General features: G+C 69.9%; 21 protein-coding genes and 1 pseudogene. 9 read left to right on the top strand and 13 right to left on the bottom strand.

Features of this window, described 5'->3' with window-relative positions:
* The first annotated feature begins 229 nt into the window (after positions 1-229).
* Entirely contained in the window at positions 230-1,444 is a 1,215-nt protein-coding gene (locus tag FrCorBMG51_RS28900) for an RAMP superfamily CRISPR-associated protein (protein ID WP_162233147.1), read from the top strand.
* Positions 1,445-1,988: 544 nt separating this feature from the next.
* On the opposite strand, the gene FrCorBMG51_RS00285 is transcribed toward FrCorBMG51_RS28900, so the two are convergent.
* From FrCorBMG51_RS00285 to FrCorBMG51_RS00270, 5 genes are all read right to left on the bottom strand, one after another.
* Positions 1,989-3,251, bottom strand: a complete 1,263-nt coding sequence (locus tag FrCorBMG51_RS00285) for an RNA polymerase sigma factor (protein WP_086055158.1) — start codon at positions 3,249-3,251, stop codon at positions 1,989-1,991.
* A gap of 42 nt (positions 3,252-3,293) precedes the next feature.
* The gene (locus FrCorBMG51_RS00280; RefSeq protein WP_047221152.1) at positions 3,294-3,650 is read right to left on the bottom strand and encodes a YciI family protein; all 357 of its coding nucleotides are present in this window, start codon (positions 3,648-3,650) and stop codon (positions 3,294-3,296) included.
* A gap of 334 nt (positions 3,651-3,984) precedes the next feature.
* Complete coding sequence (locus FrCorBMG51_RS29185) at positions 3,985-4,266, bottom strand: hypothetical protein (protein ID WP_200902291.1); 282 nt, start codon at positions 4,264-4,266, stop codon at positions 3,985-3,987.
* Between the two features lie 3 nt (positions 4,267-4,269).
* The gene (locus tag FrCorBMG51_RS00275; protein ID WP_200902290.1) at positions 4,270-5,028 is read right to left on the bottom strand and encodes a helix-turn-helix domain-containing protein; all 759 of its coding nucleotides are present in this window, start codon (positions 5,026-5,028) and stop codon (positions 4,270-4,272) included.
* Positions 5,029-5,489: 461 nt separating this feature from the next.
* Entirely contained in the window at positions 5,490-6,770 is a 1,281-nt protein-coding gene (locus FrCorBMG51_RS00270; protein ID WP_083730732.1) for a TRM11 family methyltransferase, read from the bottom strand.
* Between the two features lie 308 nt (positions 6,771-7,078).
* Between FrCorBMG51_RS00270 and FrCorBMG51_RS00265 the strand changes: the two genes are divergently transcribed.
* Positions 7,079-7,489, top strand: a complete 411-nt coding sequence (locus FrCorBMG51_RS00265; protein WP_200902289.1) for an NUDIX hydrolase — start codon at positions 7,079-7,081, stop codon at positions 7,487-7,489.
* A gap of 49 nt (positions 7,490-7,538) precedes the next feature.
* Here the strand turns inward: FrCorBMG51_RS00265 and FrCorBMG51_RS00260 are convergent, their stop codons facing one another.
* Positions 7,539-8,045 (bottom strand): MaoC family dehydratase, encoded by a 507-nt coding sequence (locus FrCorBMG51_RS00260; RefSeq protein ID WP_013872364.1) that lies wholly within the window; start codon positions 8,043-8,045, stop codon positions 7,539-7,541.
* Positions 8,046-8,589: 544 nt separating this feature from the next.
* Between FrCorBMG51_RS00260 and FrCorBMG51_RS00255 the strand changes: the two genes are divergently transcribed.
* Positions 8,590-9,480: an LLM class F420-dependent oxidoreductase gene (locus FrCorBMG51_RS00255; RefSeq protein WP_047221150.1), complete on the top strand. Its 891-nt coding sequence runs from the start codon at positions 8,590-8,592 to the stop codon at positions 9,478-9,480.
* 468 nt (positions 9,481-9,948) lie between these two features.
* A complete protein-coding gene (locus tag FrCorBMG51_RS00250; protein ID WP_047221149.1) occupies positions 9,949-11,430 on the top strand; it encodes a TerD family protein in 1,482 nt (493 codons plus the stop codon).
* A 293-nt stretch (positions 11,431-11,723) separates the two neighbouring features.
* On the opposite strand, the gene FrCorBMG51_RS00245 is transcribed toward FrCorBMG51_RS00250, so the two are convergent.
* Positions 11,724-12,923 (bottom strand): acyl-CoA dehydrogenase family protein, encoded by a 1,200-nt coding sequence (locus FrCorBMG51_RS00245; protein ID WP_047221261.1) that lies wholly within the window; start codon positions 12,921-12,923, stop codon positions 11,724-11,726.
* 407 nt (positions 12,924-13,330) lie between these two features.
* Here FrCorBMG51_RS00245 and FrCorBMG51_RS00240 point away from each other — a divergent pair, with 407 nt between their 5' ends.
* Positions 13,331-14,458, top strand: coding sequence for a glycoside hydrolase family 6 protein (locus tag FrCorBMG51_RS00240; RefSeq protein ID WP_476742076.1), 1,128 nt, complete (start codon positions 13,331-13,333; stop codon positions 14,456-14,458).
* Positions 14,459-14,580: 122 nt separating this feature from the next.
* On the opposite strand, the gene FrCorBMG51_RS00235 is transcribed toward FrCorBMG51_RS00240, so the two are convergent.
* The 3 genes from FrCorBMG51_RS00235 to FrCorBMG51_RS30205 form a co-directional block, all read right to left on the bottom strand.
* Positions 14,581-14,769 carry a hypothetical protein gene (locus FrCorBMG51_RS00235; RefSeq protein WP_047221148.1) on the bottom strand — a complete coding sequence of 63 codons (189 nt, stop codon included), beginning with the start codon at positions 14,767-14,769 and terminating at the stop codon, positions 14,581-14,583.
* A 163-nt stretch (positions 14,770-14,932) separates the two neighbouring features.
* Positions 14,933-15,124 carry a hypothetical protein gene (locus tag FrCorBMG51_RS00230; protein ID WP_047221147.1) on the bottom strand — a complete coding sequence of 64 codons (192 nt, stop codon included), beginning with the start codon at positions 15,122-15,124 and terminating at the stop codon, positions 14,933-14,935.
* Between the two features lie 432 nt (positions 15,125-15,556).
* Complete coding sequence (locus FrCorBMG51_RS30205; RefSeq protein WP_235433218.1) at positions 15,557-15,820, bottom strand: hypothetical protein; 264 nt, start codon at positions 15,818-15,820, stop codon at positions 15,557-15,559.
* Here FrCorBMG51_RS30205 and FrCorBMG51_RS00225 point away from each other — a divergent pair.
* Both FrCorBMG51_RS00225 and FrCorBMG51_RS00220 read left to right on the top strand, forming a co-directional pair.
* Positions 15,728-17,084: pseudogene (locus FrCorBMG51_RS00225) on the top strand (magnesium transporter MgtE N-terminal domain-containing protein). The gene FrCorBMG51_RS30205 and the pseudogene FrCorBMG51_RS00225 sit on opposite strands and share 93 nt — an antisense overlap.
* Positions 17,081-17,734 carry a DUF1003 domain-containing protein gene (locus FrCorBMG51_RS00220; protein ID WP_047221146.1) on the top strand — a complete coding sequence of 218 codons (654 nt, stop codon included), beginning with the start codon at positions 17,081-17,083 and terminating at the stop codon, positions 17,732-17,734. Before FrCorBMG51_RS00225 ends, FrCorBMG51_RS00220 begins: the two are co-directional and overlap by 4 nt.
* Positions 17,735-17,866: 132 nt before the next feature.
* Here the strand turns inward: FrCorBMG51_RS00220 and FrCorBMG51_RS00215 are convergent, their stop codons facing one another.
* Complete coding sequence (locus FrCorBMG51_RS00215; protein WP_052914179.1) at positions 17,867-18,151, bottom strand: chorismate mutase; 285 nt, start codon at positions 18,149-18,151, stop codon at positions 17,867-17,869.
* A 426-nt stretch (positions 18,152-18,577) separates the two neighbouring features.
* Here FrCorBMG51_RS00215 and FrCorBMG51_RS00210 point away from each other — a divergent pair, with 426 nt between their 5' ends.
* Both FrCorBMG51_RS00210 and FrCorBMG51_RS00205 read left to right on the top strand, forming a co-directional pair.
* On the top strand, positions 18,578-19,423 hold the full coding sequence (locus FrCorBMG51_RS00210) for a RecB family exonuclease (protein WP_047221144.1): 846 nt from the start codon (positions 18,578-18,580) through the stop codon (positions 19,421-19,423).
* Positions 19,424-19,835: 412 nt separating this feature from the next.
* A complete protein-coding gene (locus tag FrCorBMG51_RS00205; RefSeq protein WP_047221260.1) occupies positions 19,836-21,059 on the top strand; it encodes a pyridoxal phosphate-dependent aminotransferase in 1,224 nt (407 codons plus the stop codon).
* A gap of 123 nt (positions 21,060-21,182) precedes the next feature.
* On the opposite strand, the gene FrCorBMG51_RS00200 is transcribed toward FrCorBMG51_RS00205, so the two are convergent.
* Positions 21,183-21,995, bottom strand: a complete 813-nt coding sequence (locus FrCorBMG51_RS00200; protein ID WP_047221143.1) for a hypothetical protein — start codon at positions 21,993-21,995, stop codon at positions 21,183-21,185.
* 133 nt (positions 21,996-22,128) lie between these two features.
* Positions 22,129-23,034 (bottom strand): oxygenase MpaB family protein, encoded by a 906-nt coding sequence (locus tag FrCorBMG51_RS00195; protein WP_200902288.1) that lies wholly within the window; start codon positions 23,032-23,034, stop codon positions 22,129-22,131.
* Positions 23,035-23,117: the final 83 nt, after the last annotated feature.

Genomic DNA, 23,117 nt, shown 5'->3' with positions numbered 1-23,117 from the left:
TGGCCGGCGGCCCCGCCGTGCCACTCACACTCGCCGCCTCGGTGGGGCTCGCCGCCGGCGTCCTGCTCCAGATGCTCTGGGACGACCGTCCGGTCACCTACCCGCTCACCCATCTGCCCTGGAGAGGACGGGCCCGCTGATGGCACCGACACCCTGGATCCGCGTCGGAGTGACGGTCACGACCCCGATGTTCCTCGCCCCGGGCCCGAACGCGCGCTCCGAGCTGCGGATGCCGGGGATTCGGGGGGCGGCGCGGTTCTGGTTCCGCGCCCTCGCCGCGCCCGTCTTCGGTGATGATTACGGTGCGCTGGCCCGTGCCGAATCACAGGTGTTCGGCACCGCCAACGGTGCCGATGGTAGTGGAAATGGCAGTGGGAGCGGTGGCGGCGAGGCCCGCGGTGGGCCGTCCCCGGTCGCTCTGCGCCTGGTCAGGCCGCCGGTGCTCGACCCGGCGCCGTCCAGGCAGGAGCTACTGTCGCCTCGCTGGCTCCGGCTGCAACCCGTCGGTGAACGCCGCACCCACGGCATCGGCTACCTGCTCGGCCAGGGGTTGTTCAAACCGCCGTCCGCGAGCGAGAACCGGGATCATCCGGAGCTGGCCCGCTCCCACCACATCCCCGCCGGCGCGACCGGGGCGTTCGCCGTGCGGGTCGACATACGCGATGATCCGGACTTCGCCGCCTACGTACGCGAGGTCACCGGGATCTCGCTGTGGGCACTGGCGACTTTCGGCGGGCTCGGCGCGCGGGTCCGCCGCGGCTTCGGCGGGGTCGCTCTCACCGGGCTCGAGCAGCTGTGCGCCGTGATCGGCGAGAGCGTGGACGCGCCGCCCACCCGCGAGCACCCCGCGATCCTGCGCCTGCACGAGATCGTCGCCGCGCGTCACAACCGCCGGGTCCCGTCCCGGAGCGGCCCGCGGCCACTGGGCACGAGCGGGGCGTGGCCCTCCGCGCCGACCTGGGCGCGCTGGCACGTCCGCCTGTCGGAACAGACCGGGACCTGGCCACAGCTCCTCCACCAGGCCGGATTCAGACTGCGCGAGTTCCGCGCGCCGGTGGACCGCGGGCCGGGGTTCAACGCCTACAAACGATGGGTCACCCAGGAATACGTCGACGCCGTCGTCCCGACCCTGAAAGGGCACCACCCGAACGGCCGGGGCTTCGCGATCGGCTCGTTCGGCCTGCCCGTCGTCTTCGGCAAGGACGCCGAGGCCAAAATCAGGCGGGGGGCGGACGAACTGCGGCGGGCGTCACCGCTGTGGATCCGCGTCCACCAGGATTCGGACGGCCGCTGCCAGCTGCTCTACCACGTTTTCGAGGCGACGATAGGCCCAGCGAACGCCACCATCGACCTGGAGACCAGAAGGCGCCCGCCCGAACACCTCCACCTCGACGAGACCCTGGCCTACCGCACCATCGCCGCATTCCTCAGAACCGCCCCCTGACCCCGCACCTCCTCGCCCCCGCACCCCGGCCAGGGGTTCTCATCGACCTGACCGATGCTCCGCCGCCGCAGAAGGCCCAAGCCGCTCCTCAGCCGCCGGTTCGTGACAGGCTGGCGAGGGGCGAGGTGGAGCCGTATGTACAGATCATTTCACCGACCCCTGTTTTTGTCATGATCCTCGACGTCTTCGTTTGCGCAGCTCAGAACACATGTCGATCTATAATGCCGACCAATTGTCGATCTTTAAAAAGATTGTTTGTGGCAGGTCCTCGCAACCGGGTACCATCGTCCCAGCTCAGCAGGATTCCCAAAGGGGGTGCCTCGCTAACCCCAGCCCGATCATGAGGGCATTGAAACGTCGTCGCCCTCGCCCTGTCCCGTGAGGTTGTCACCCCTCACTAACCCCAGCCCGATCATTAGGGTGTGGGAGCGTCATTTTTCGGGTTGTGGCTGATCAGGCTGGTCGCGGCGTCGGCAGGATTCGTGTCGCGGTATATCCGGGGGCGCTTGCCGGTTGGTGTGGTCTGGTGGTGCTGGTTGAGCGTTCAGGGGGCGTCGGACAGTTTTGTTGCTCTTTGTAGGAGCAGGTTCCGCTCGCGGACGTTGCGGGTCAGGGATGCGGCCCGTGCGAATTCCGCTCGTGCCTCCTCGACCCGCCCCAGGCGTTCGAGCAGATCTCCCCGGACGCTGGGAAGCAGGTGGTAGGACCTCAGGGCTGGTTCGTCCACGAGGGTGTTCACCACCTTCAGGCCGGCCGCGGGGCCCTGCGACATCGAGATGGCGACCGCGCGGTTCAACTCCACCACCGGGGATGCGGTCAGCGCCGTCAACCGCCCGTACAGCTTGACGATCATCGCCCAGTCCGTGTCCTCGTAGCGGATCGCCTGAGCGTGGCATGCGGCGATCGCGGCCTGGAGAGAATAGGGGCCCAGGCCCGCGCGGTGCAGGGCCTCGACACCGCGGTGGATCAGCATCCGGTTCCAGCGGGTGCGGTCCTGCTCCGCGAGCAGGACAGGCTCGCCGCCGGGGCCGATGCGGGCCGGCAGGCGGGACGCCTGGAACTCCAGGAGCGCGACCAGCCCCTGGACCTCGGGCTCCGTGGGCATCAGGACGGCCAGGACGCGGGCGAGGCGGAGCGCATCCTCGCACAGGCCCGGACGCACCAGGTCGTCGCCGGCCGTCGCCGAGTAGCCCTCGTTGAACACCAGGTAGATGACTTCCAGAACCGACGAGAGACGGGCCGCCCGGTCAGGGCCGTACGGGACCTCGAAGAGAACCCCGGCCCTGGCAAGCGCCCGCTTCGCGCGGACGATGCGCTGGGCGACCGTCGCCTCCGAGGCGAGAAACGCGCGAGCGATCTCCTCGGTCGTCAGCCCGCACAGCAACCGCAGGGCGAGCGCGATCCGGGCCTGCGTCGACAGCACAGGGTGACAGGCGGTGAAGATCAGTCGCAGCAGGTCGTCGTCGATGTCATCGGGGTCCGTCATATCGGGCGGCGGCACGTTCTCCAGCACCCGGCCGACCTCGGCCAGCTTGCGAGCGTACGTCTCCCTGCGGCGCACGAGATCGACTGCCCGGTGCCGGGCGGTGGCCATGAGCCAGGCGCCCGGCCTGTCCGGGACACCTGACTCCGGCCACTGCTCCAGCGCGGCGACCAGCGCATCCTGCGCCAGTTCCTGCGCGATGCCCACGTCCCGCACGATGCGGGTGACGCCGGCGACGATCCGCGCGTACTCGATCCGGAACGCCGTTTCGACCGTTTCGACCGTTTCGACCGCTTCGGTCGCGCCTGCCGCCGTCACAGCCACCCATCAGACCAGGCGGGCCGTGGCGGGGCAAGCGCGGCCAGGTCACGCCGTGGCGATCTCGCGGACCTCGACGGTGACGGTGATGTGCTCCGGGTGGATCTGTAGGAAGCGCCTGGTCCACTCGAGAGCCTCGGCCGTGTCCTTGACCTGGAGGATGCTGTAACCGCCGACCACCTCCTTGCTCTCGGTGAACGGGCCGTCGGTGTAGCTGAACTTGCCGTCGGACCAGGTGATCCGGGTGCTCTCGGAGGTCGGAGTGAGCCCGGCCGTGTCCAGCAGCACCCCCGCTCTGGTCATCTCCTCCAGCAGCGCGCCCATGCGCTGCTGGACTTCGGGGCCGATGTCCTCCGGGGAGATCTCCCGCTCGTTGATACGGATCAACGTCAGATACCGTGGCACTGCGACTCCTCGATCGGGATGGCGGGGGCCTTCCCCCCTCCTCACCCGTACGTCGAACGGCGGACGCCCGGATCGACCGCTCTCCCAAATTCTTCTGAGCGCCGCTGTGGTAGCTCACGGTAACCTCCGTTGGCCCGCACTGACGTTCGGGAGAGCCGCGGATTCGTGCATCCGGTTGGGATGCCGGGCGTTGGGGAAGATCGGCGCGAGTTTGTTGTTGTGTACGCCTGCGGGGCTGAAAAGCGTGCACGGCGACAAAGTCGCGCCGATCATGCCCGGTCGGGTGGTTGCGAACGGTGTGTTCTCGGCCCGGTCGGGCAGGTGCGGAAAATTGTCAGACGATGCTCAGATGGCTTTTTGACGGGCGGAACGGGTGCGGATGTTCCGGGCCGGCCACACCGACCAGTTCCGCGATCTCTTCGGGGGTCAGGCCTCTGGCGATCAGCGCGTCGCCGATGCTGTGCGTGAGGTTCGGGTGCTCGGGAGGAAGAAGATCGCTCAGGGGCTCCTGAACTCGCCAGCCACGAGCGCTCATGCTCTTGTACAGATTCGTGCGCTGGGTGGCGGTGAGAAGCTTCGTGTCGTAGGCACATTCGATGAGCGCCTGCATCGACACCGCCTATTCCCTTTTGAGGTCGTGCAGCTTCCCGAGGGTTATCCGGCGGAGCTGGGGAGCGATCACCTCCGCCGGCATCAGGAACTCGGCGGCAAAGGAGTTCGCTTCGCTCTCCATGTCCTCGGATACTTCCGCCGAATGCAGGCAGAGATGGCCGAGCTCATGTGCCAGGGTGAGCCGTTTGCGGTCCGTCGGCACCCGCAGGTTGACCATTATGATCGGGTGCTCGTCTATCCACTGTGACAGGCCGTCGACGCGGGAGGTGCCGAAATCCTCCTCGACCACAACGCAGCCGGCGGCCTCGAGCCAGCGGACAAGGGAACATACCGGGCCGATGGGCATCCGCCACTGCATCCGTACCAGGCGGGCCGCTCCCGCCGCGTCGACCTCCATCGGATCGAAAGTCGGAATCCGCTGTTCCGCCTGCAGGTCGACTTCCTCGAACAGCCTTCTCGTGTGCATACGGTACATGTTCGGTCTTGCTTCGAGCGCGCGCCAGGAGGTGGCTTTGGTTGTTTTTCGGTGGCGCATGTGCGTGTCGACGGCCATCGCGCCACGGGCCCGGCCCGAACTACGCAGAAAATCCTCGGTGACGCCCAGGGCGCGGGCGAGCGCCGGCATGACGTCGGGTTCCGGCTCGCGCAGGCCGTTCTCGTAGCGGGAAAGCGCCGCCTGTGTGATGCCGGCGTCTTTTGCCACCTGCTCCTGGGTGAGGCCATGCGCGCGTCGCGCGACGGCTATGACCTCGCCGATGTCACTCATGCGCCGCCGTCCTCCGCGTCCCGCGGCTCCCCGGCGTCCGCCAGCCCGCCGAGCCGACGGGTCACGGCGAGCTGGTGGGGAACGCTGGGGGCCGGTACAGATCGTTTTGTCGAACCCTGTTTTGGCTATGATCATCGACGAGCCCGTTCGCGCAGCTCAGGACAGATGTCGATCTACAGAGGTAGTCAGATTTCGATCTCTGCTGAGATCGTTTGTGGTACCTCCTCGCAACCGGATAGCATCATCCCAGCTCGGCGGCACTCCCGAAGGGGGTGCCCTCACTAACCCCAGCCCGATCATGAGGGCATAGAAACCTTCAGTGGAAACCAGCCGGACACGCCCGTTGAGCTCACTGATCCAAATTCGATCATGAGGATATAGAAACTGGAGTGCGTGCGGCAGAGGACTGGTGTTGTGGCTGTCTTTGTCGGCCCGAGCATGGGGCGCGGAATATGGTGGGTTTATGGGCGGCGGGCGCTCACGTTGTATTCGTAGAGGGATTTGTTCGAGTTTCGTTTGCGGATTGTGCTGATCTCGACGTCCGTGTAGGCGAGGGTACGCAGCATGGTGGCATACCAGGTGTGGGCGGGGACCTCGTGGCCGTAGAAGGTCGAGTTCCCCACGATGTAGGAGACCGCGCCGCCCCGTTTCACGGCCGGTGTGACGGCCTGGAAGTGCAGCCACATGTCGTGGTGGTACCTGTGGACGTAGGTCGCGAGCAGCGGGCCGTTCTTCCCGCCGTCCGCCGCGATTCTCGCGCATACAGCGGCCATGGCGTCGTCCACGGGGGTGTCGACCTCGGGGCGCCAGCCGTTCAGCTTCGACGTCGCGGTGCCCCACGTCCCACCGATGGCCCGCCAGTCGAGCTCCCCGGCGTCACCGGCGAGGTTCAGGAAGCGCAGCCAGTACATGTAGGGGCGTAGTTCCCGGACATACGACATACGGTTGACGTAGGGCGGGCTGGTGAGGATCAGGTCCGCTTCCCTCAGCTGGTCGATTCTCGTCCGGGAGTCGCCCTGGTGGATTGCGGCGGAGCCCGGCAGGTCGAACGCGGCGGACCGGAGCACCGCGTCCATCTCCAGCGCGAACGCCGAGATCGTGGCTTTCGCCGCGGCCTGGTCGAACAGTGCCGGAGTGCCGTCACCGACATCCTTCGGGGATGCTCCGGCGGACTCCTCGAACGGCGTCCGGAAGGACATGGACTGGTGGTTGAACGCGGCGTTGCTCCGGGCGATGAGCGCCCGGCACAGCGCGATCTCGAGAAGGTCGCGAACCGCCCCCTCGTGCGTGTCTATCGCCGCCCGCAGCGCTTTCAGCGCCTGCAGCGTCCCGGGCGTCCACCACCGTTCTATGTTGAAGATGTCGGGTTGCCACAGGACGGCGTCACGATCAGTCCGGGTGGCCGTCCTGACGACTTCGTGTGTGGCGTCGACGGCGGCCAGCAGTGTTTCACGCGGGTAGTGCCGGACCTTGGTCCGGCCGAGCCAGACGAGAAAAGGGTTGACGTCGACGCTCTGCCCGTAATGGCCGAGTTCGGCGGCGGCGAGCGGAGTGGTGCCCGTCCCGGAGAAAGGGTCCGTGACGACCGAGCCCGCCGGCAGGCGCGAAATGCTCTCCCGGACGAGGCGCACCCCGTAGGCCGGGGTGAGCCGCAGCCATCCGTGCCGGCCGACACCCATGTTGGCGCGGAAGGTCATGTGCTCGTTGCGTGCCACGGGGGGTCGGCCGACAGCCGCGGTCACTTCGCCTCCAACGGTCGGCCTACCGGCGGTTTACCGGGAGCGCCCTGTGAAACTCGTCAACCAAGATCCACGGTGTGTTCTGACCTGCGACGATACTGATGCGGGGCCGACGCGGGCACCGGTGCGACAGACGAGTTGACGGATGAGCCGGTGGACGGGCCGGTGAACTGGTCGGGGGATGAGCTTGCCCAGCACCGCCGTCCGCCGGCATTGTGGATACAGGAACAGCTGGCTGGTATGACACCGGGTCACGATGACCGGTCCATGCCGGTCGGGACGATCGGACTCGCCGGACGACGGGAAATCGGGTGCCGCTGGAGCAGACCGCGCGAAGAGTCCCGTGCGTCGGGGCGATCATCATGAATGCCGCCGGCGCGCTGCTGCTCGTCCAGCGGGCCAGGGAGCCCGGCCGGGGGCTGTGGTCGCTGCCGGGCGGGCGGGTCGAACACGGGGAGAGCGACAGCGCCGCGCTCGTCCGGGAGGTCCGCGAGGAGACCGGCCTGGAGGTGACCGTCGGGCGGCTGGTCGGGCGGGTCACGCGGCCAGGGCCGGACGGAGCCGTCTACGACATCGCCGACTACGTGTGCGACATCGGCGGCGGGATCCTGCGGGCCGGGGACGACGCCGCGGACGTCCGCTGGTGCGCCGACCTGCGGGCCACCGCCCTCACCGAAGGCCTGCTGGACATCCTCGCCACCTGGGGCATCACGACCGCGTAGGCGCCATGCCGGCGTACAGGGCGGAAGGAGGTGGCGGCGGAAGGAGGTGTCAGGTGCCGTTGGGGACGGGGCGGCCGGGCTGCTCGCCGCCGCGGGCCTCGCCGTAGGAACGCTTGGGCACCATCACCTTGCGGCGGTAGATGCAGACCAGGGTGCCGTCCTGGTTGTAGCCGCGGGTCTCGACCTGCACGATGCCCCGGTCGTCCTTGCTCTTCGACTCGACCTTGCCCAGCACCTCGGACTCGCCGTAGATGGTGTCGCCGTGGAAGACCGGCTTCACATGCCGGAGGGATTCGACCTCGAGGTTGGCGATGGCCTTGCCGGAGACATCCGGAACGGACATGCCGAGCAGCAGCGAGTACACGTAGTTGCCGACGACGACGTTCCGTTTGAACTGGGTGGTCTCCTCGGCGTAGTGCGCGTCCAGGTGCAGCGGATGGTGGTTCATGGTCAGCAGGCAGAACAGGTGGTCGTCGTATTCGGTGACCGTCTTGCCCGGCCAGTGCTTGTAGACCGCGCCGACCTCGAACTCCTCGTAGTAGCGGCCGAACTGCATGATGCGCTTCTCCTCGCTCTCCCTGGCGCTCCCCGCCGCGGCACGGGATCCGCCGTCGCGAACCCACCCGGGCCCGATCCTTCCAGGTCGGCCGGGCACCTGCCCGATTCACGGCCGTACCCGATCCGCGATCGGCGGATGGCCACGGTCCGACGGCGGATCGTGGTAAATCGTCGCGGTGCGGTGACGGCACGGTGGCGGGGCAGCGACGTGGTGGTGGGCATGGGGCATCCGCCCGGTGTCCCGACGGCCACGGGGCTCGGGTCCAGGGCGCTCCGGCTCGTCCCAGCGTGGCCATGTCCGCTGACGTCCGTCAGGATGGGGACGACAGCAGGGACGACGGCGACGACCGCGGCGATGACGGGGCGGGACGACGCCGGCCGGAGCGCGCCTGGTGGTGATCCGATGATCCGGGCCTGGCGGGGCCGCACCGGACCGGCGCGGAAGGCCAGCGTGGAAAGCCGGCACGGGAAGAGTGTGATCGTGTCGCCCGCGGCCCTCTCGACGAGGAGCCCTGGTACGACCGGGACGTGAGGAGTTGGCGATGCTGCTTGGCGTACACGTGGTCCGGTTCACCTGGCCGGGCGGGGCGGAGACGATCGGGCCGGTCCTGGGACGTGCCGCCCGGGTCGCCGACGACGCGGGCGTGGCCCGTCTCAGCGTGATGGACCACTACTTCCAGATGGAGGAGATGTTCCCGGCCGACGAGCCGATGTTGGAGGGCTACACCACCCTGGGGTTCCTCGCCGCCCACACGTCCAGGCTGCGGCTCGGCCTGCTGGTCACGGGCGTGACCTACCGTCACCCCGGGCTGCTCGCGAAGATCATAGCCACCCTGGACGTGCTGTCGGGCGGACGCGCGGAGCTCGGCATCGGCGCCGCCTGGTACGACCGCGAGCACCATGGGCTGGGGGTGCCGTTCCCGCCGGTCGCCGAGCGGTTCGAGCGGCTGGAGGAGACGCTGCGGATCTGCCGGCAGATGTGGAGCGAGGACAACGGCCCCTTCACCGGCCGGCACTACCAGCTTGCCGAGACGCTGTGCGTGCCGGCGCCGATCAGCCGGCCCCGCGTGCCGATCCTGATCGGGGGCAGCGGGGAGCGCAAGACGCTGCGCCTGGTGGCGACCTACGGCGACGCCTGCAACCTGTTCGCTCCTTCGGCGGACGTGGTGGCGCACAAGCTCGACGTGCTGAAGGCGCACTGCGACGCGGTCGGCCGCGACTACGCGGAGATCGGCAAGACGATCATCTACAACGGCGACGCGCTGGCCCGGGAGGACACCGGCGCCTTCCTCGCCGAGGCCGAGCGGTACGCGCGCCTCGGTATCGACACCGTGATCGTCGTCCCGCCCGGCGGTGAGGCGGTGGACGCCTGGGTCGAACGGATCTGCGTCCCGGTCGTCAAAAACCTCGCCGACATCGCCGTCACCGGCTGAGCTGAAGCGCGGTCGCCGACCGGGCCGTCGCCAACGGACATCGACGGATGCTGGCTGACGCCAACGGAATCGCCGTCGCCGGCCGATCTTTTCTTCTTCTTCGCTTCGCTCTTCTTCCCGCCGGTTTCTTCCCCGCCGGCCGGGGTCGGGCGGCCCACCGTGGCGGATCCCGGCTCTGGCCGGCGCCAGCCCCGGGGGCGACGTTCCAGGCCTGGACGGCGTCCGGAGAATTGGGTTTCCGGAGGCGGATCCGGTGGAACCGTGGATCAGGGTCGGGTCGTTACCCGGTCGGACGCGTCTGTCGTCATGGGGAACGGGCGGTCGCCGGGTGCCGGTTGTCGGCTGGAAGCCGGTATCCGTCACGATGGCCTCGCGGGAGTCACGCCCGCGGACGTCGAACAACATGCCGATCAGCGACATGCCGACAGGCGACGGGTAACAGGCGACAGGGCAGATGCGGAGGCCACCATGGCGCAGGTGCTGAGCAAGGGCGCGAACGCACCGTTGTCCACTACCGACGTACGGGTGGAGATCAGTTCGTCCACGCCGTTGGACATCGCCGCGCTGCTGGTGACCGCGAATGGCAAGGTCCGCTCCGACGCCGACTTCGTGTTCTTCAACCAGCCCACCGGGCCGGGGGTACGGCTGCTCCCGCCGTCCGCGCTCGAGTTCACGCTGACGCAGGTACCGTCCGACATCGACAAGATGGTCGTCACCGGCAGCCTGGACGGCTCCGGCCCGCAGACCTTCGCGGCCGTCAGCGGGCTGCGGGTCGTCGTCCGGGCCGCCCGGGGTGAGGAGATCGCCCGCTTCGACCCGGTCGAGCTGACCGTCGAAAGCGCGCTGATACTCGTGGAGCTCTACCGGCGCCAGGGGGCGTGGAAAGTGCGCGCCGTGGGGCAGGGGTATGCCTCCGGCCTCGCAGGTATCGCCACCGACTTCGGGATCACGGTGGACGATCCGGGTGCCCCGCCGGTCGACCCGCCCACCCAGATCGTCACCCCGCCGCCGGGGCAGCAGTGGGGAGCCCCGGCGGGGCAGCCCGCGGGCGGCCAGCCCCAGTGGGGGGCGCCGTCAGGGCAGCCCGCCGGGGCGGGGGGCGGCTGGGGCGCGCCACCGTCCGCACCGCCGCCGGCCCAGCCGCCGCAGCCGACCCAGCCGTGGGGGCAGCCGCAGCAGTCCCCGGGGCCCTGGGGGCCGCCGGCACCGGCGCAGCCCGCTGGGCAGCAGCACTACTGGGGCGCACCGCAGGGCCAGCAGCAGGCGCCGCCGCAGGGTGGCGGCTGGGGCGGTGGCCAGCCCCAGCCCCCGGCCGCACAGCAGGGCTGGGGTGCGCCGCCGTCCGCGTCGGCCGGCGGTGGGGGCGGGGCGCCGGTGAACCTGGACAAGGGCCGGGTCTCCCTGCGCAAGGGCCAGAGCGTCTCGCTGGTCAAAACCGGCGCCCCGCCGCTGACCCGGGTGCGGATGGGCCTTGGCTGGGATCCGGCGTACAGCGGGCGCCAGATCGACCTGGACGCCTCCTGCATCCTCTTCGACGGCCGGGGCAAGGACGTGGACAAGGTGTGGTTCATGTCCAAGAAGGGCGCCCGCGGCGCGGTCCGCCACTCCGGCGACAACCTCACCGGTGCCGGTGAGGGCGACGACGAGACCATCTTCGTCGACCTGGCCGCGCTCCCGCCGAACGTCGAAGCCCTGGTCTTCACCGTGAACAGCTTCCAGGGGCAGCGCTTCACCGAGGTCCGCAACGCCTTCTGCCGGCTGATCGACGACTTCACCGGGGCCGAACTCGTCCGGTTCGACCTGTCCGAGTCGAAACCGCAGACCGGGCTCGTCATGTGCAAGGTGGCTCGCCAGCCCGGCGGCCCGAACTGGACGATGACCGCCATCGGCGAGTTCCACGACGGCAAGACCGTGCGCGCGATGGTCGGCCCGTCCAAGCAGTATCTGTAGAGCGACGATCCGTGGAGCGGGGAGCCGTGGGGTGACGGCTCCGGCCGTGTTACGGGCCGGCTGTCGTCAGGGCCGGGGCTGGTAGCAGCCCTCAGCCCTGACCCGGCAGCACCCGGCAGAAAAATTAAAGCCGTGTCACGGTGTGTCCCGTGGCGTTTTCCCGTGGGAGTTCGTGGATGTTTCACGAGCTCCCACGGGAAGTTTTCCGCAGTCTTCTGTGACTCCGCGGGCTTCGTGGCCCCGCCGGTTCCGCGAGTTTTTCGCGGTGATGCGCCCCGCGGCGGCCCGGCGGCCTACTGCTGCAGTTTGTAGTCCCGCAGCAGCGCGCGGCTGATGATCCGCTTCTGTACCTCGGACGTACCCTCGCCGATGAGCATGAACGGCGCCTCCCGGAAGAGCCGCTCGATCTCGTACTCCTTCGAGTAGCCGTATCCGCCGTGAATGCGGAACGACTCGGTCGTCACCTCGAAACAGTATTCGCTGGCGAGGTACTTGGCCATGCCGGCCTCGACGTCGTTGCGCTGGCCGCTGTCCTTCTTGCGGGCCGCGTTCACCATCATCAGGTGGCCGGCCTCCACCTTGGTCGCCATCTCCGCGAGCTTGAAGGCGATCGCCTGGTGGTCGGCGATCTGGTGGCCGAACGTACGGCGCTGCTGGGCGTAGGAGATGGCCAGTTCAAATGCCCGGATCATGATGCCGCAGGCGCGGGCCGCGACATTGACCCGGCCCACCTCCACGCCGTCCATCATCTGGTAGAAACCTTTGCCGCGGCCGTCGAGGCCACCGAGGATCGACGATGCCGGCACCCGGTGGTTGTCGAGCACCATCTCGGTGGTCTCGACCCCCTTGTAGCCGAGTTTCTCCAGCTTCCCAGGGATCGTGATGCCCTCGTGGGTGCCGAACCCGGGTTCCTTCTCCAGCAGGAACGTCGTCATGTTCCGGTAGACGGAGTCGGCGCCCTCGTCGGTCTTCACGAGAGTCGCGACGAGGCCGGCGCGGGCACCGTTGGTCAGCCACATCTTCTGGCCGTTGATCACGTAGTCGTCGCCGTCGGGAGTGGCCCGGGTGGTGATGGCGGACACGTCCGAACCACAGCCGGGCTCACTCATCGAGAAGGCGCCGCGGATCTCCCCGGTGGCCATTTTCGGCAGGAGCCGCTGCTTCTGTTCCGGGGTGCCGTGCTGGATGAGGAGGTAGGCGACTATGAAATGTGTGTTGATGACTCCCGACACGCTCATCCAGCCGCGGGCGATCTCCTCGACGACCAGGGCGTAGGTGAGCAGTGACTCGCCGAGCCCGCCGTACTCCTCGGGAATTGTGATCCCGAACAGCCCCATCTCCTTCATGGCCTCCACGATCGCCTCCGGGAACTCGTCCTTGTGCTCGAGTTCCGTGGCGTATGGCAGAATCTCCTTGTCGACGAATGTGCGCACAGCCGACAAAATGTCGACCTGGACGTCCGTCAGACCATCGGTCTGCGCGATCCTGCCCATGGTGTCCGCTTCCTTTCTCGCCATACCGTGGTCGACCCGTGCCATTTCCGCACCGGTTGCCGGAAATCACGTTCGGGTCGTCGCATACTTATGAGAAGTATCACGGCATTCGGGGGCGGACGCCAGCGACGCCAGTGGCTCGCTCCTTGCCCGGCGCCATCCCGGCCTGCTGCCCTCCCGCGCCAAGGCCAAGGCCAAGGCCAAGGCCAAGGCCAAGGCCGGGGCCAGCGGGCCGTGCGGCCCGGTCGAGCGCGTTCGGTACCAGCCCGCGGAGCGGTGTCGGGATCACTGCGCAGTATCAACGATCACTGTTCGTATCGTCCGATATCGGGTGTATGGCCCATAGGGTAGTCATCCAGGGGGCTTGATGTTGTGGGTGCTGGCATGCCCGTTGTGCCTCCGGAGGTGTGGTGTTCTCGTTTCTTCGCAAGGTCCGCCAGGAGCCGCTCGGTGGGATCCGTCAGGGGACGCCCGCCTGGCGGCACCTGGCCGCGGTGGCGACGATCGCGGTGGCCGCGGCCGGTGTTCTGACGGCCGGCTACCGGTCCGGGGGCGTGGGGACGCTGCGGGCACCGGTGTCCCCGGTCGCCGCGGACAGCCCGGACGCCACGGGCATCCCGGGCAGCGAGGCGGCCGGCAACCCGCTGGCCGGCGTCCGCTTCTACGATGATCCCGACAGTCAGGCGGACGCCGCCGCGGCCCGACTGCGCGGCGGCGACCCCGCGAACGCGGCCCTGCTCGACAAGATCGCGAATACCCCGCAGGCGCTGTGGCTCGGCGACTGGTTCCCCACCGCGCAGGTCCGCGCCACGGTCGCCGCGCGGGTCGGCAGTGCGCGGGCCGCCCAGGCGATCGCGGTGTTCGCCGTCTACCACATACCGGCCCGCGACTGCGGCGGCTACTCCGCCGGCGGGGCGGGCTCGCCGGACGAGTACCGCGCGTGGATCTCGGAGGTCGCCGCCGGCGTCGGCACGGGCCCTGCCGTGGTGATACTCGAGCCGGACGCGATCGCCGGCGCGGACTGCCTGCCCGCCGCCGACCAGCAGACGCGCTACACGCTCATCCGTGAGGCGGGCACGCTGCTGACCCAGCACGGGGCCACCGTCTACCTCGACGCGGGGCAGCCGGACTGGCGCAACGCCACCGAGATGGCGGGACGCCTACGGCTTGCCGGCGTCACCGCCGTGCGCGGCTTCGCCCTGAACACGGCGAACTTCGTCGCCACCACCGACCTGCTGGCCTACGGCAACCGGATCGTCGCCGAGCTCGGCGGCAGCGGCCACTTCGTCGTCGACACCAGCCGCAACGGCTACGGCCCGGCCCCGGACAAGCAGTGGTGCAATCCGCCGGGCCGGGCGCTGGGAGCCCGTCCGACCACACAGACCGGTGACGAGCACGCGGACGCGTTCCTGTGGGTGAAGGGCCCCGGCGAGTCCGACGGCACCTGCAACGGCGGCCCGNCCCGCCGGCCGGCAGGTTCTGGCCGGACTACGCCCTCGACCTGGCCCGCCGAGCGCCCTATTAGCTCGTCTTAGCTCGTCCCACAGGCCGCCACCGGCACAAACGCGGTCAGCGGCACCGCCGCCCACCGCGTCCGCATCCGTCTCCAGGGTTCGGGATCAGGGTGACGGCCCTGGTGGGCAGCTCGCCGTGAGCGCTATCGATCCTTGAAGATGATTCGTAGCCAGATGACGTGTGGACCCGGCCTGCCGGGGATCGGCTCCCCGTACTGCCACAACGCCCGGCCGTTCGGCGCCCACGTCAGCTCCCAGACGCCAGGGATCTTTTTGAAGCGTTTGACCCGCAGACGCTTGTCGAAGTCACGGTCGGCCGCGAGCCCCTGCATGAACAGATCCCTGGCACGGCGGAAAGCGGCCTACTGCTCGGCAGTGAGATGACGGTATTCGGACAGGAAGCGGCCAATTGGCTCGTATATGGGCACAGATCCCACGATAGGGGACGCTTCCGATGCAACGAGTGAGGCTGTGGCGCTGTGGATAAGCAGCGAGTCAGCTTGCCTGTGGGTAGGGCTTCGCGGACAGAGAGTCAAGGAGGGCGTCGAACGCGGCGTCGCCTTCACAGATCACCGACCGGTCGGCCGCGAGGTCCGCGAGCGCTTCCTGGATCATATTCTCGGTCTCGGAATCTGCGTCGATCTCCTCGACGTCACGGAGAACGCGCGGTAGCTCGGGCTCGCTCATGCTCGCTCCGCCTCCAGTACCGTCTTCGTCTCGTCAGTAACGTATCTTAACCTCGAGTAGCAGAAAGTACTTTCAGAAAGTCTTTCAGAGAGTATTGCGGATCAGGGTTGTCGCAGCTCCGGGTCTCGCTCCTGGGTGATGCGCCACCAGCCCCGCCGGCTCGTCCCAGAGCGGGAAGTACCCGCCTGGCAACGTCCTCGGCGCCTGTCGGCGCATCCCGCGTCAGCGCGCCCCGTGAACCATTCGACTCCGTGGCGTACTCGCCCAGACATGCGCCAGTCGCCCCCGCGCGGAGCGGACGAGTGCGCGAACGCAACGGTGACGTGGTCAGCGGCGTTCCCGGCCCCGTCTTCCGTATGTCACGGCTCCGTTCGCAGGCTCCGGCGCCTGGAGCGGAGCATGAGGGTAGCCTCGCGCCGTGAGGCCGAACCATCAACCGTTGCGGTGGTCGGCCGTGACGGCGGGTATTTGGCTGTGGCGGGCGTCGCGCCAGGTGTTCGGTGGGGCGGGTGTCATGACGGGTGGCCGGCCGTGACGGCGGCGTCGGGGCGGATGTTCTGCCGGCGGCTGGCGGGGCTGCTCGTCCTCGACCCCAACGGTGACGTGGTCGGACGGCTGCGAGACGTGGTGGTGACGGTGCGGCCCGGCAGCCAGCCGCCCCGCGTCCTCGGGTTCGCGGTCGAGGTGCAACGTCATCCGATCTTCGTCCCGATCGGTCGGGTGACGGGGGTGGAGTCGGGTGCCGTGGTGCTGTCCTCGGCCAGGTTGAGCTGGCGCCGGTTTTCCCAGCGTCCCGGTGAGACGCTGGTGCTCGGTGAGCTGCTGGACCGGCGGGTGACGCTGGTCGCCACCGGCGCCCCGGCCACCGTGGTCGACGCCGCGATCGAACAGGTCCGCGGCGGCGACTGGGTCGTCGACCAGGTCGCGGTACGCATCGGTCGGCGGCGCCGTGGCGAGGTCCGCACGGTCTCCTGGGCCGAGGTCACCGGGCTCGCCCTGCCGGAGGAGGATCAGGGTGCGGCCAACATGCTCGCGGTGTTCGAGAAACTGCGGCCGGCGGACCTTGCCGCGCTGCTGCGGGACCTCTCCGACAAACGCCGCGTCGAGGTGACCGCGGCCCTCGACGACGAACGGCTCGCCGACGTCCTGGAGGAACTGCCCGAGGACGAACAGGTCGAGTTGCTCGGCGGGCTCGCCGACGAGCGGNGGGCTCGCCGACGAGCGGGCCGCCGACGTCCTGGAGGCGATGGGCCCCGACGACGCCGCCGACCTGCTGGGGGACCTGCCCGCCGGGGAGGCCGAACGGCTGCTACGACTGATGGCGCCGTGGGAGGCCGCGCCGGTCCGGCGTCTGCTCGTCTACCCCGACCGGACCGCCGGAGGCATGATGACCAGCGAGCCGGTGATCGTCGGCCCGAACACGAGCGTGGCCGAGGCGATCGCGCGGATCCGGGCGCCGGAGCTCTCCCCGGCGCTGGCCGCGCAGGTGTACGTGGTGCGCCCCCCGTTCGAGACGCCCACCGGGCGTTACCTCGGGCTCGCCCACTTCCAGCGGCTGCTGCGGGAACCGCCCGGGGCGCTTGTCAGCGGTGTCGTCGACGTCGGCATCACCCCGCTGCGGCCGGAGGCGTCGCTGCAGGAGGTGACCCGTCACCTCGCGTCGTACAACCTGGTTGCGGTTCCGGTGCTGGACGACGGCGCCCGGTTGGTGGGGGTGGTCACCGTCGACGACGTACTGGATCATCTGTTGCCGGCCGGCTGGCGGGAGCACGACCTCGGCCCGGACGCCCCGAACTCGGACGCCCCGAACTCGGACGCCCCAGCCCTGGACATCCCGGGCACGGGAACCCGCAAGGCAGGCGTTTCGGGTGCGGACACTCCGGATGTGGATGCCCGGGACGCGGGCGCCTCAGGCCTGGACGGCCCGGGCGCGGACGGCTCGGGCGCGGGGATCCGATGAGGCTTCGTCGTCGTACGGGCAGGCTCGATCAACCTAGTCCGTCCCGCCGGTCGGCGCTGGTCCGCCGTCCCTACGAACCGGACGCCTTCGGCCGGGTCGCCGAGCGGATCGCCCGGTTCATCGGGACCGCGCGCTTTCTGGTGGCGCAGAGCATCGTGGTGGTGCTGTGGATCGGCTACAACATCATCGTGCCCCGTGACCTGCGGTTCGACAACTACCCGTTCATCTTTCTGACGCTGGCGCTGTCCCTGCAGGCGGCGTATGCCGCGCCGTTGATCCTGCTGGCGCAGAACCGGCAGGACGACCGGGACCGGGCCAACCTCGCGCAGGACCGGGAGCAGACCTCACGCCAGCTCGACGACACCGAGTACCTCGCCCGCGAGATAGCGGCGATCCGCATCCGGGTCGGGGAACTGGCCACCCGTGACTATCTGCGCTCCGAGTTGCGGGCGGAGCTGCGGGCGCTGCTGGCCGAATCCCTGGGGACGTCCGTGGGGACGTCCGTGGGGACGTCTGCGGGGACATCGTCGGTGGGGACGGACGCGGGAACAGGTGAGGACGTCGGCGACAGGCGTCGCCGCGGCCCCGGATCATGGGATCGGCGGCCCGAACGCGGCAGCTCCACCGACCGGCGGCTCCAGAGCCCGTGAACCGCACACCCGACCGGACGGCGTCACCAGACGTCACCAGAGGAAGAAGACATCACCGGGAGAATCGGGATCGTTCCTCACGGTGGGAATCCGGCTGGCGTCCTCGGACCGAAGCGTCCGCGGGCCGAGGAGCTAGGTGAGAGATCCTCGACACAGCGTGAGAATGGACAGGGCGATTTCGACCCCGCGCGGCCCGAGCTCCCGCGACCAGGCTGTGATGATCTCGTTTTCCCGTTCGTGCTGGATGCGCGGACCGCCGTCCGCGGAACGCAGCGCCTGAATCTGCTGGGATATCTCCAGACGGGCGCCGACGAGCGCGCGAAGCTGTGTGTCGATCTCGTCTATGGCCTGCCGGCCGTCCGCGATCGAGGAGACCGCCGGTGCCGGCGTGGCGGCGGGAAGCGCGTGGCTTGTCATCTGGGCTCTTTTCATTCGGGACCCGGCCGTCCCGGAGCCGGACAGGCCCGGGGAAAGTCCGGGCCTTGAGTCTCGGCGTGTCGCGTCAGATACGCGGCAGTGCAGGGACCGTGCCCGGTCCCTGGTAAAAATGATCTGGCGATCTGCTCGCGCGGCGCGCGCAAAGAGGAGATCCACCGGGCATGGCTACCAGCATGCCAGCCGAGATTGCCACCGTCCAGCGGTCCGTCCGGCTCGCACCGTGACCTCCCACGGCCCAGAAGCGGTCGGGACGTCACGCCGCTGTCATACGGGCGCCACACGGATGCCGCACGGGACGTCCGGCGGATGCCGAGCAGGACGTCCGGCGGATGCCGGAAGGGCACCCCCGAAACCGCGCCGGGACGCCACCGGGACGGTGTCAGGAGGGATGGGAGGATCGTCCTCGTGGACCAGTTGCAGTTGGACGGCATGCCGCGGCGGCTGTTCGTGTGCACCCCGTCGAAACTGTCCGCGTTCGCGGAGTGTCCCCGCCGCTACCGGATGGCGTATCTCGACCGGCCGGCGCCGGTGAAGGGGCCGCCGTGGGCGCACAACTCCCTTGGTTCCAGCGTGCACAACGCCCTGCGGGCCTGGTGGGACGAACCGCTGGCCCGCCGCACGCCGACCCGCGCCGCCCACCTCGTCCGACTGCTGTGGATCGTGGACGGCTGGCGGGACGCCGAGCAGTCCACGACCTGGCGGGAACGGGCCGCGGAGATGGTCGGGCGCTACGTGGCCACCCTCGACCCGGCCCGCGAGCCCAGAGCGGTGGAACGCCAGGTCGCCGCGCGCACCGACCGGCTGGCCCTGTCCGGGCGGGTCGACCGGCTCGACGACCGGGACGGCGAGCTCGTCGTCGTCGACTACAAGACGGGACGCCGACCGCCCACCGACGACGACGCCCGGGTCTCCCCGGCGCTGGCGCTGTATGCGCTGGCGGTCTCCCGCACCCTGCGCCGTCCCTGCTGGCGGGTGGAGCTGCACCATCTGCCCACCGGCACCGTGGCCAGCGCCGAGCACGACGAGGCGTCGCTGGGACGTCAGCTGCGGCGGGCCGAGGCGCTGGCCGACGACGCCGAGCGGGCGGCCGAGGCGCTGCGCGGCGGCGCCGGGCCGGACGCGGCGTTCCCGCCGCAGCCGGGCCGGTTGTGTTCCTGGTGCGACTACCGGCGGCACTGCCCCGAGGGCCGCGCCGCCGCCCCCGACCGCGCCCCCTGGGACGCCGTCGCCGCCGCCGAGCCGCCCGGCTGAACCCCGTATCCCCGCGCCAGCCCGTATCCCCGCGCCCGGCTGGGGAGCGTCAGAGGATCTTGGTTGGTGTTTGTCCGGGTAGGGCTGTGACCCGTGGAAACGCCTGAACGCCGCCGTCCGCCACGCCTCTGTTCGGGCGGCCCCTCCGAAGTGTCCGAAGGATGCGAATGCAGTGCTGTCAGAGCGGCACCGGATTCACATCCTTGCCCATGGGCTGTCGTATGGATCATGTGAATGGCCTCTGTTTCCGGTCGCGGCTCCGCCGGCGGTTTCAGCCGAGGAGCGTCCGGGACCTGCTCGTTGTCCGGTAGGCCGGCGGGAGCTGGGCCATGATGGCTTCGTGACAGAGCGAGCGAGTGCCGGCCAGCCGAACACCGCGCCCTCGGCCGTGTCGCAGGCCGTGTCGCCGATCATGTTGCAGGACGCCCGGCTGCCCGGTGGCGGCCAGGCCCGGCCCGCGGGCGGCCCGTTGCGAGTGTCGGCGAAGGCCGGGACGTTCACCGAGTCGGTGATCCGGGAGATGACCCGGCTCTGCCTGGCGCACGACGGCATCAACCTCGCGCAGGGCTTCCCGGACTTCCCCTGCCCGGCCGAACTGAAGGAGGCGGCGAAGGCCGCCATCGACGCGGACGACAACCAGTACGCCATCACCTGGGGCGCGAAGGCCTTCCGGCACGCCATCGCCGCCAAGGTCGCCCGTACCTACCCGGGGTGGACGGTGGACCCGGAGACCGAGATCTGCGTGACCTGCGGTTCCACCGAAGCGATGATCGCGACCATGCTCGCGCTGGTCGACCCCGGCGAGGAGGTGCTGCTCTTCGAGCCCTTCTACGAGAACTACGGCCCGGACGCGATCCTCTCCGGCGCGCGGCCCAGGTTCGTCCCGCTGCACGGGCCCGACTGGAGCATCGACGAGGCGCAGCTGCGCGCCGCCTTCTCCGACCGGGTTCGGGCCGTTGTCATCAACACGCCGCACAACCCGACCGGCAAGGTGTTCACCCGCGCCGAGCTGGAGCTGATCGCCGAGCTCTGCCAGCGGCACGACGCGCTCGTCCTCACCGACGAGATCTACGAGCACATCCAGTATCTCGGCCCGGGCGGGCATATCCCGCCCGCCACCGTCCCGGGGCTCGCCGATCGCACGGTCACCATCAACGCCCTGTCGAAGACCTATGCGGTGACGGGCTGGCGGGTCGGCTGGACCATCGCCCCACCGGCCTACACCGCCGCCATTCGCAAGGTCCACGACTTCCTGACCGTCGGGGCCGCCGCGCCGTTGCAGGCNCAGGCGGGCGGGGCCGCCGCCATGGCGCTGTCGCCGAGCTACTACGACAACATCGTCACCGACTACCTCGAGCGCCGTGACCTGCTGTGCGGCGCGCTCGCCGCGGCCGGCTTCCACTTCCGGCCACCTGACGGTGCGTACTACGTCATGTGCGATACGCGATCGTTCGACCCCGATGGGGACGACGTGGCCTTCGCCCGCCGGCTACTGAAGACGGTCGGGGTGGCATCGGTCCCCGGATCGTCGTTCTTCAACGAACCCGCGTACGGGCGTCACATCATACGTTTCGCCTTCCCGAAACGGCTGGACACCCTGCGGGCGGCGGCCCAGCGGCTGGCCACCCTCGCCTGACACGCCCCGCCGCGCGCCCGCGCCCCGCGCACCCCGTGCCGCCCCACGGGTGGCCGCGGGGACGCGGCTATGCCCGGCCGCCGCGCTCCGCCGCGGGCTTTTGCGGGACCGAGGGCCCCGGGATCAGCACGTCGTGAGCAGGGAGGGGACGGGCAGCGGATACCGGCCGGCGGCGGCCCGGGCGCGTCCCCGGCGCACCTCGGCGGCCAGCCACCGCAGGTAGGCGTCGACGCCGCCACGGTGGTGTGGCCGCGACCACCGACCGCGCAGGTCGCCGACTGGTGACCGCGATGCTCCGGCGGCGCCGGTAGCGGCCAGCATCACCGATCGTGGCGGCAGCAGATAGCGGCCGCGCAGGTACTCGCCCAGCCAGCGGGCCTGCGCCTCAGCGAGCCGGACGGCGTCGGTGACACTGATCGCCCCGGTGCCGCCGGCCGGCCCCGGCCCCGACCCCGGCGACACGCCGCCTGGCAGGACGCCACATCCGTACACCCCTTCCGCGTCCGGGTTGAAAACGCCGCCGAACAACGCCGATGGGACGGCGGGCGGGCTGCTCAGCCGATACGCGGCGGCCTTTCCGACGACAGGCCCGACGACTCCGCCGAGGAGGACCACGGCGTCCCATCGAGTCACCGGCTGGTCACCGCCGCGGACATCGAACGGCCGGCGGCCGTCGTCCTGCGGGTGAATCCCGTAGCCGCCGCTGTCGAGCCTTGTGAACCGCCCGGCGAAGCCCCGCTCGTCCGGGAACTCCCCACCGGTTCTGGGAGACTCCCCGTCGGCCCCGGCGGGTCCTCCGGTGGGCGAGGGGGGCACCGCCGCCGGGCCGTCCGCGTCGTGCGTCGCGCGATCGTGTGTCACGAACAGGTGCGCGTCCAGCCCGGAGTCGATGAGCACGCGCAGCGCCGTACCGGCGGCCGGACCCGCACCGAACACCGCTACCCGGGGAAGTTGAGCCACGATCGGCAAGAGTAGGCCACATCCGGCTGCCCGTGACACCTCCCCGCCGTGTCGCCAGGCTGGCTCACGGTGTCGTCGGGACTGGACTGTCGGTGTTGTCGGGCTGGGGTCACCGGCCTGGTGCCACCGTCAGGTGGGCTGGGAGGCGGCGGGTCTGATGCGGCAGCGGGTCCTCCTCCGTCCGCTGGCGTGGCGGTGTCATCACGAGGCGCCGCGGAGCGTCCCGGGGGATCATCCGGGCGTCGGGCACCGGCCTGGCAGGGCGCGTCCTGGCGCGGCGTGCCGTAGCGTCCCCCGACCCGGGGACCTGCCGTAGCCGGCGTGGCAGCGCGAGCAGCGCGGTACGTGTCGCCCGTGCGCCCAGGCAGGCGGCGGCGTCCAGCAGCGGCGTGTCGGGCAGGCCGTAGAGCCGCCGGGCCCAACCAGGCAGCATCCCGACCGCGATCGCGCTCAGGGCGGACCACGCCGGGCGCGCGGGCGTGGTCCGCGACACCCAGCGGGGCATGGGCGGCCGCAGGATGAACGAGATCATCTCGTGGGATTGCGAGGTCACCCGCAGGTGAGGGCGAATCCGGGCAAAATAGCGGGCAACCGCGGCCCGACTGTCCGGGACATCCTCCGCCGGGATGCCGATCAGCTCGGCGGCACGCACCTGCTCGGCGAAATAGGCGTCGGCCTGGCTGTCGGTAAGGCGCAGCCCGCATCGACGGGCTGTCGTGAGGAAGGACTCGACCTCGCTCGCGTGCACCCACAGCAGCAGTTCGGGATCGGCGGCCCGGTAGGGCCGGCCGCTGGTGGGCTCGATGCCACGGATACATGCGTGCACGCGACGTACCCGTTCGGCCGCGTGCCGCGCCTGTTCCGTGGTTCCGTAGGTGATCGTTTCGACGTAGGTGGCGGTGCGTAGCAGACGTCCCCACGGGTCGGCCCGGTAGGCGGAATGCTGGGCGACGCCGGCCATGGCCAGCGGATGCACGCCCTGCAGGAGCAGCGCGCGGATACCAGCGATGATCATGCTCGGATCGCTGTGTACCCGCCAGGTCATGCTGGACGGCCCGAACAGCCCGACATCCGGGCCGGGGCTCGCCGCCACACTGC

It is taken from the genome of Protofrankia coriariae, from assembly GCF_001017755.1.
Taxonomy (GTDB): domain Bacteria; phylum Actinomycetota; class Actinomycetes; order Frankiales; family Frankiaceae; genus Protofrankia; species Protofrankia coriariae.
The sequence above is the reverse complement of the archived record's forward strand: the minus strand, read 5'-3'. Positions and strand labels throughout refer to the sequence as shown.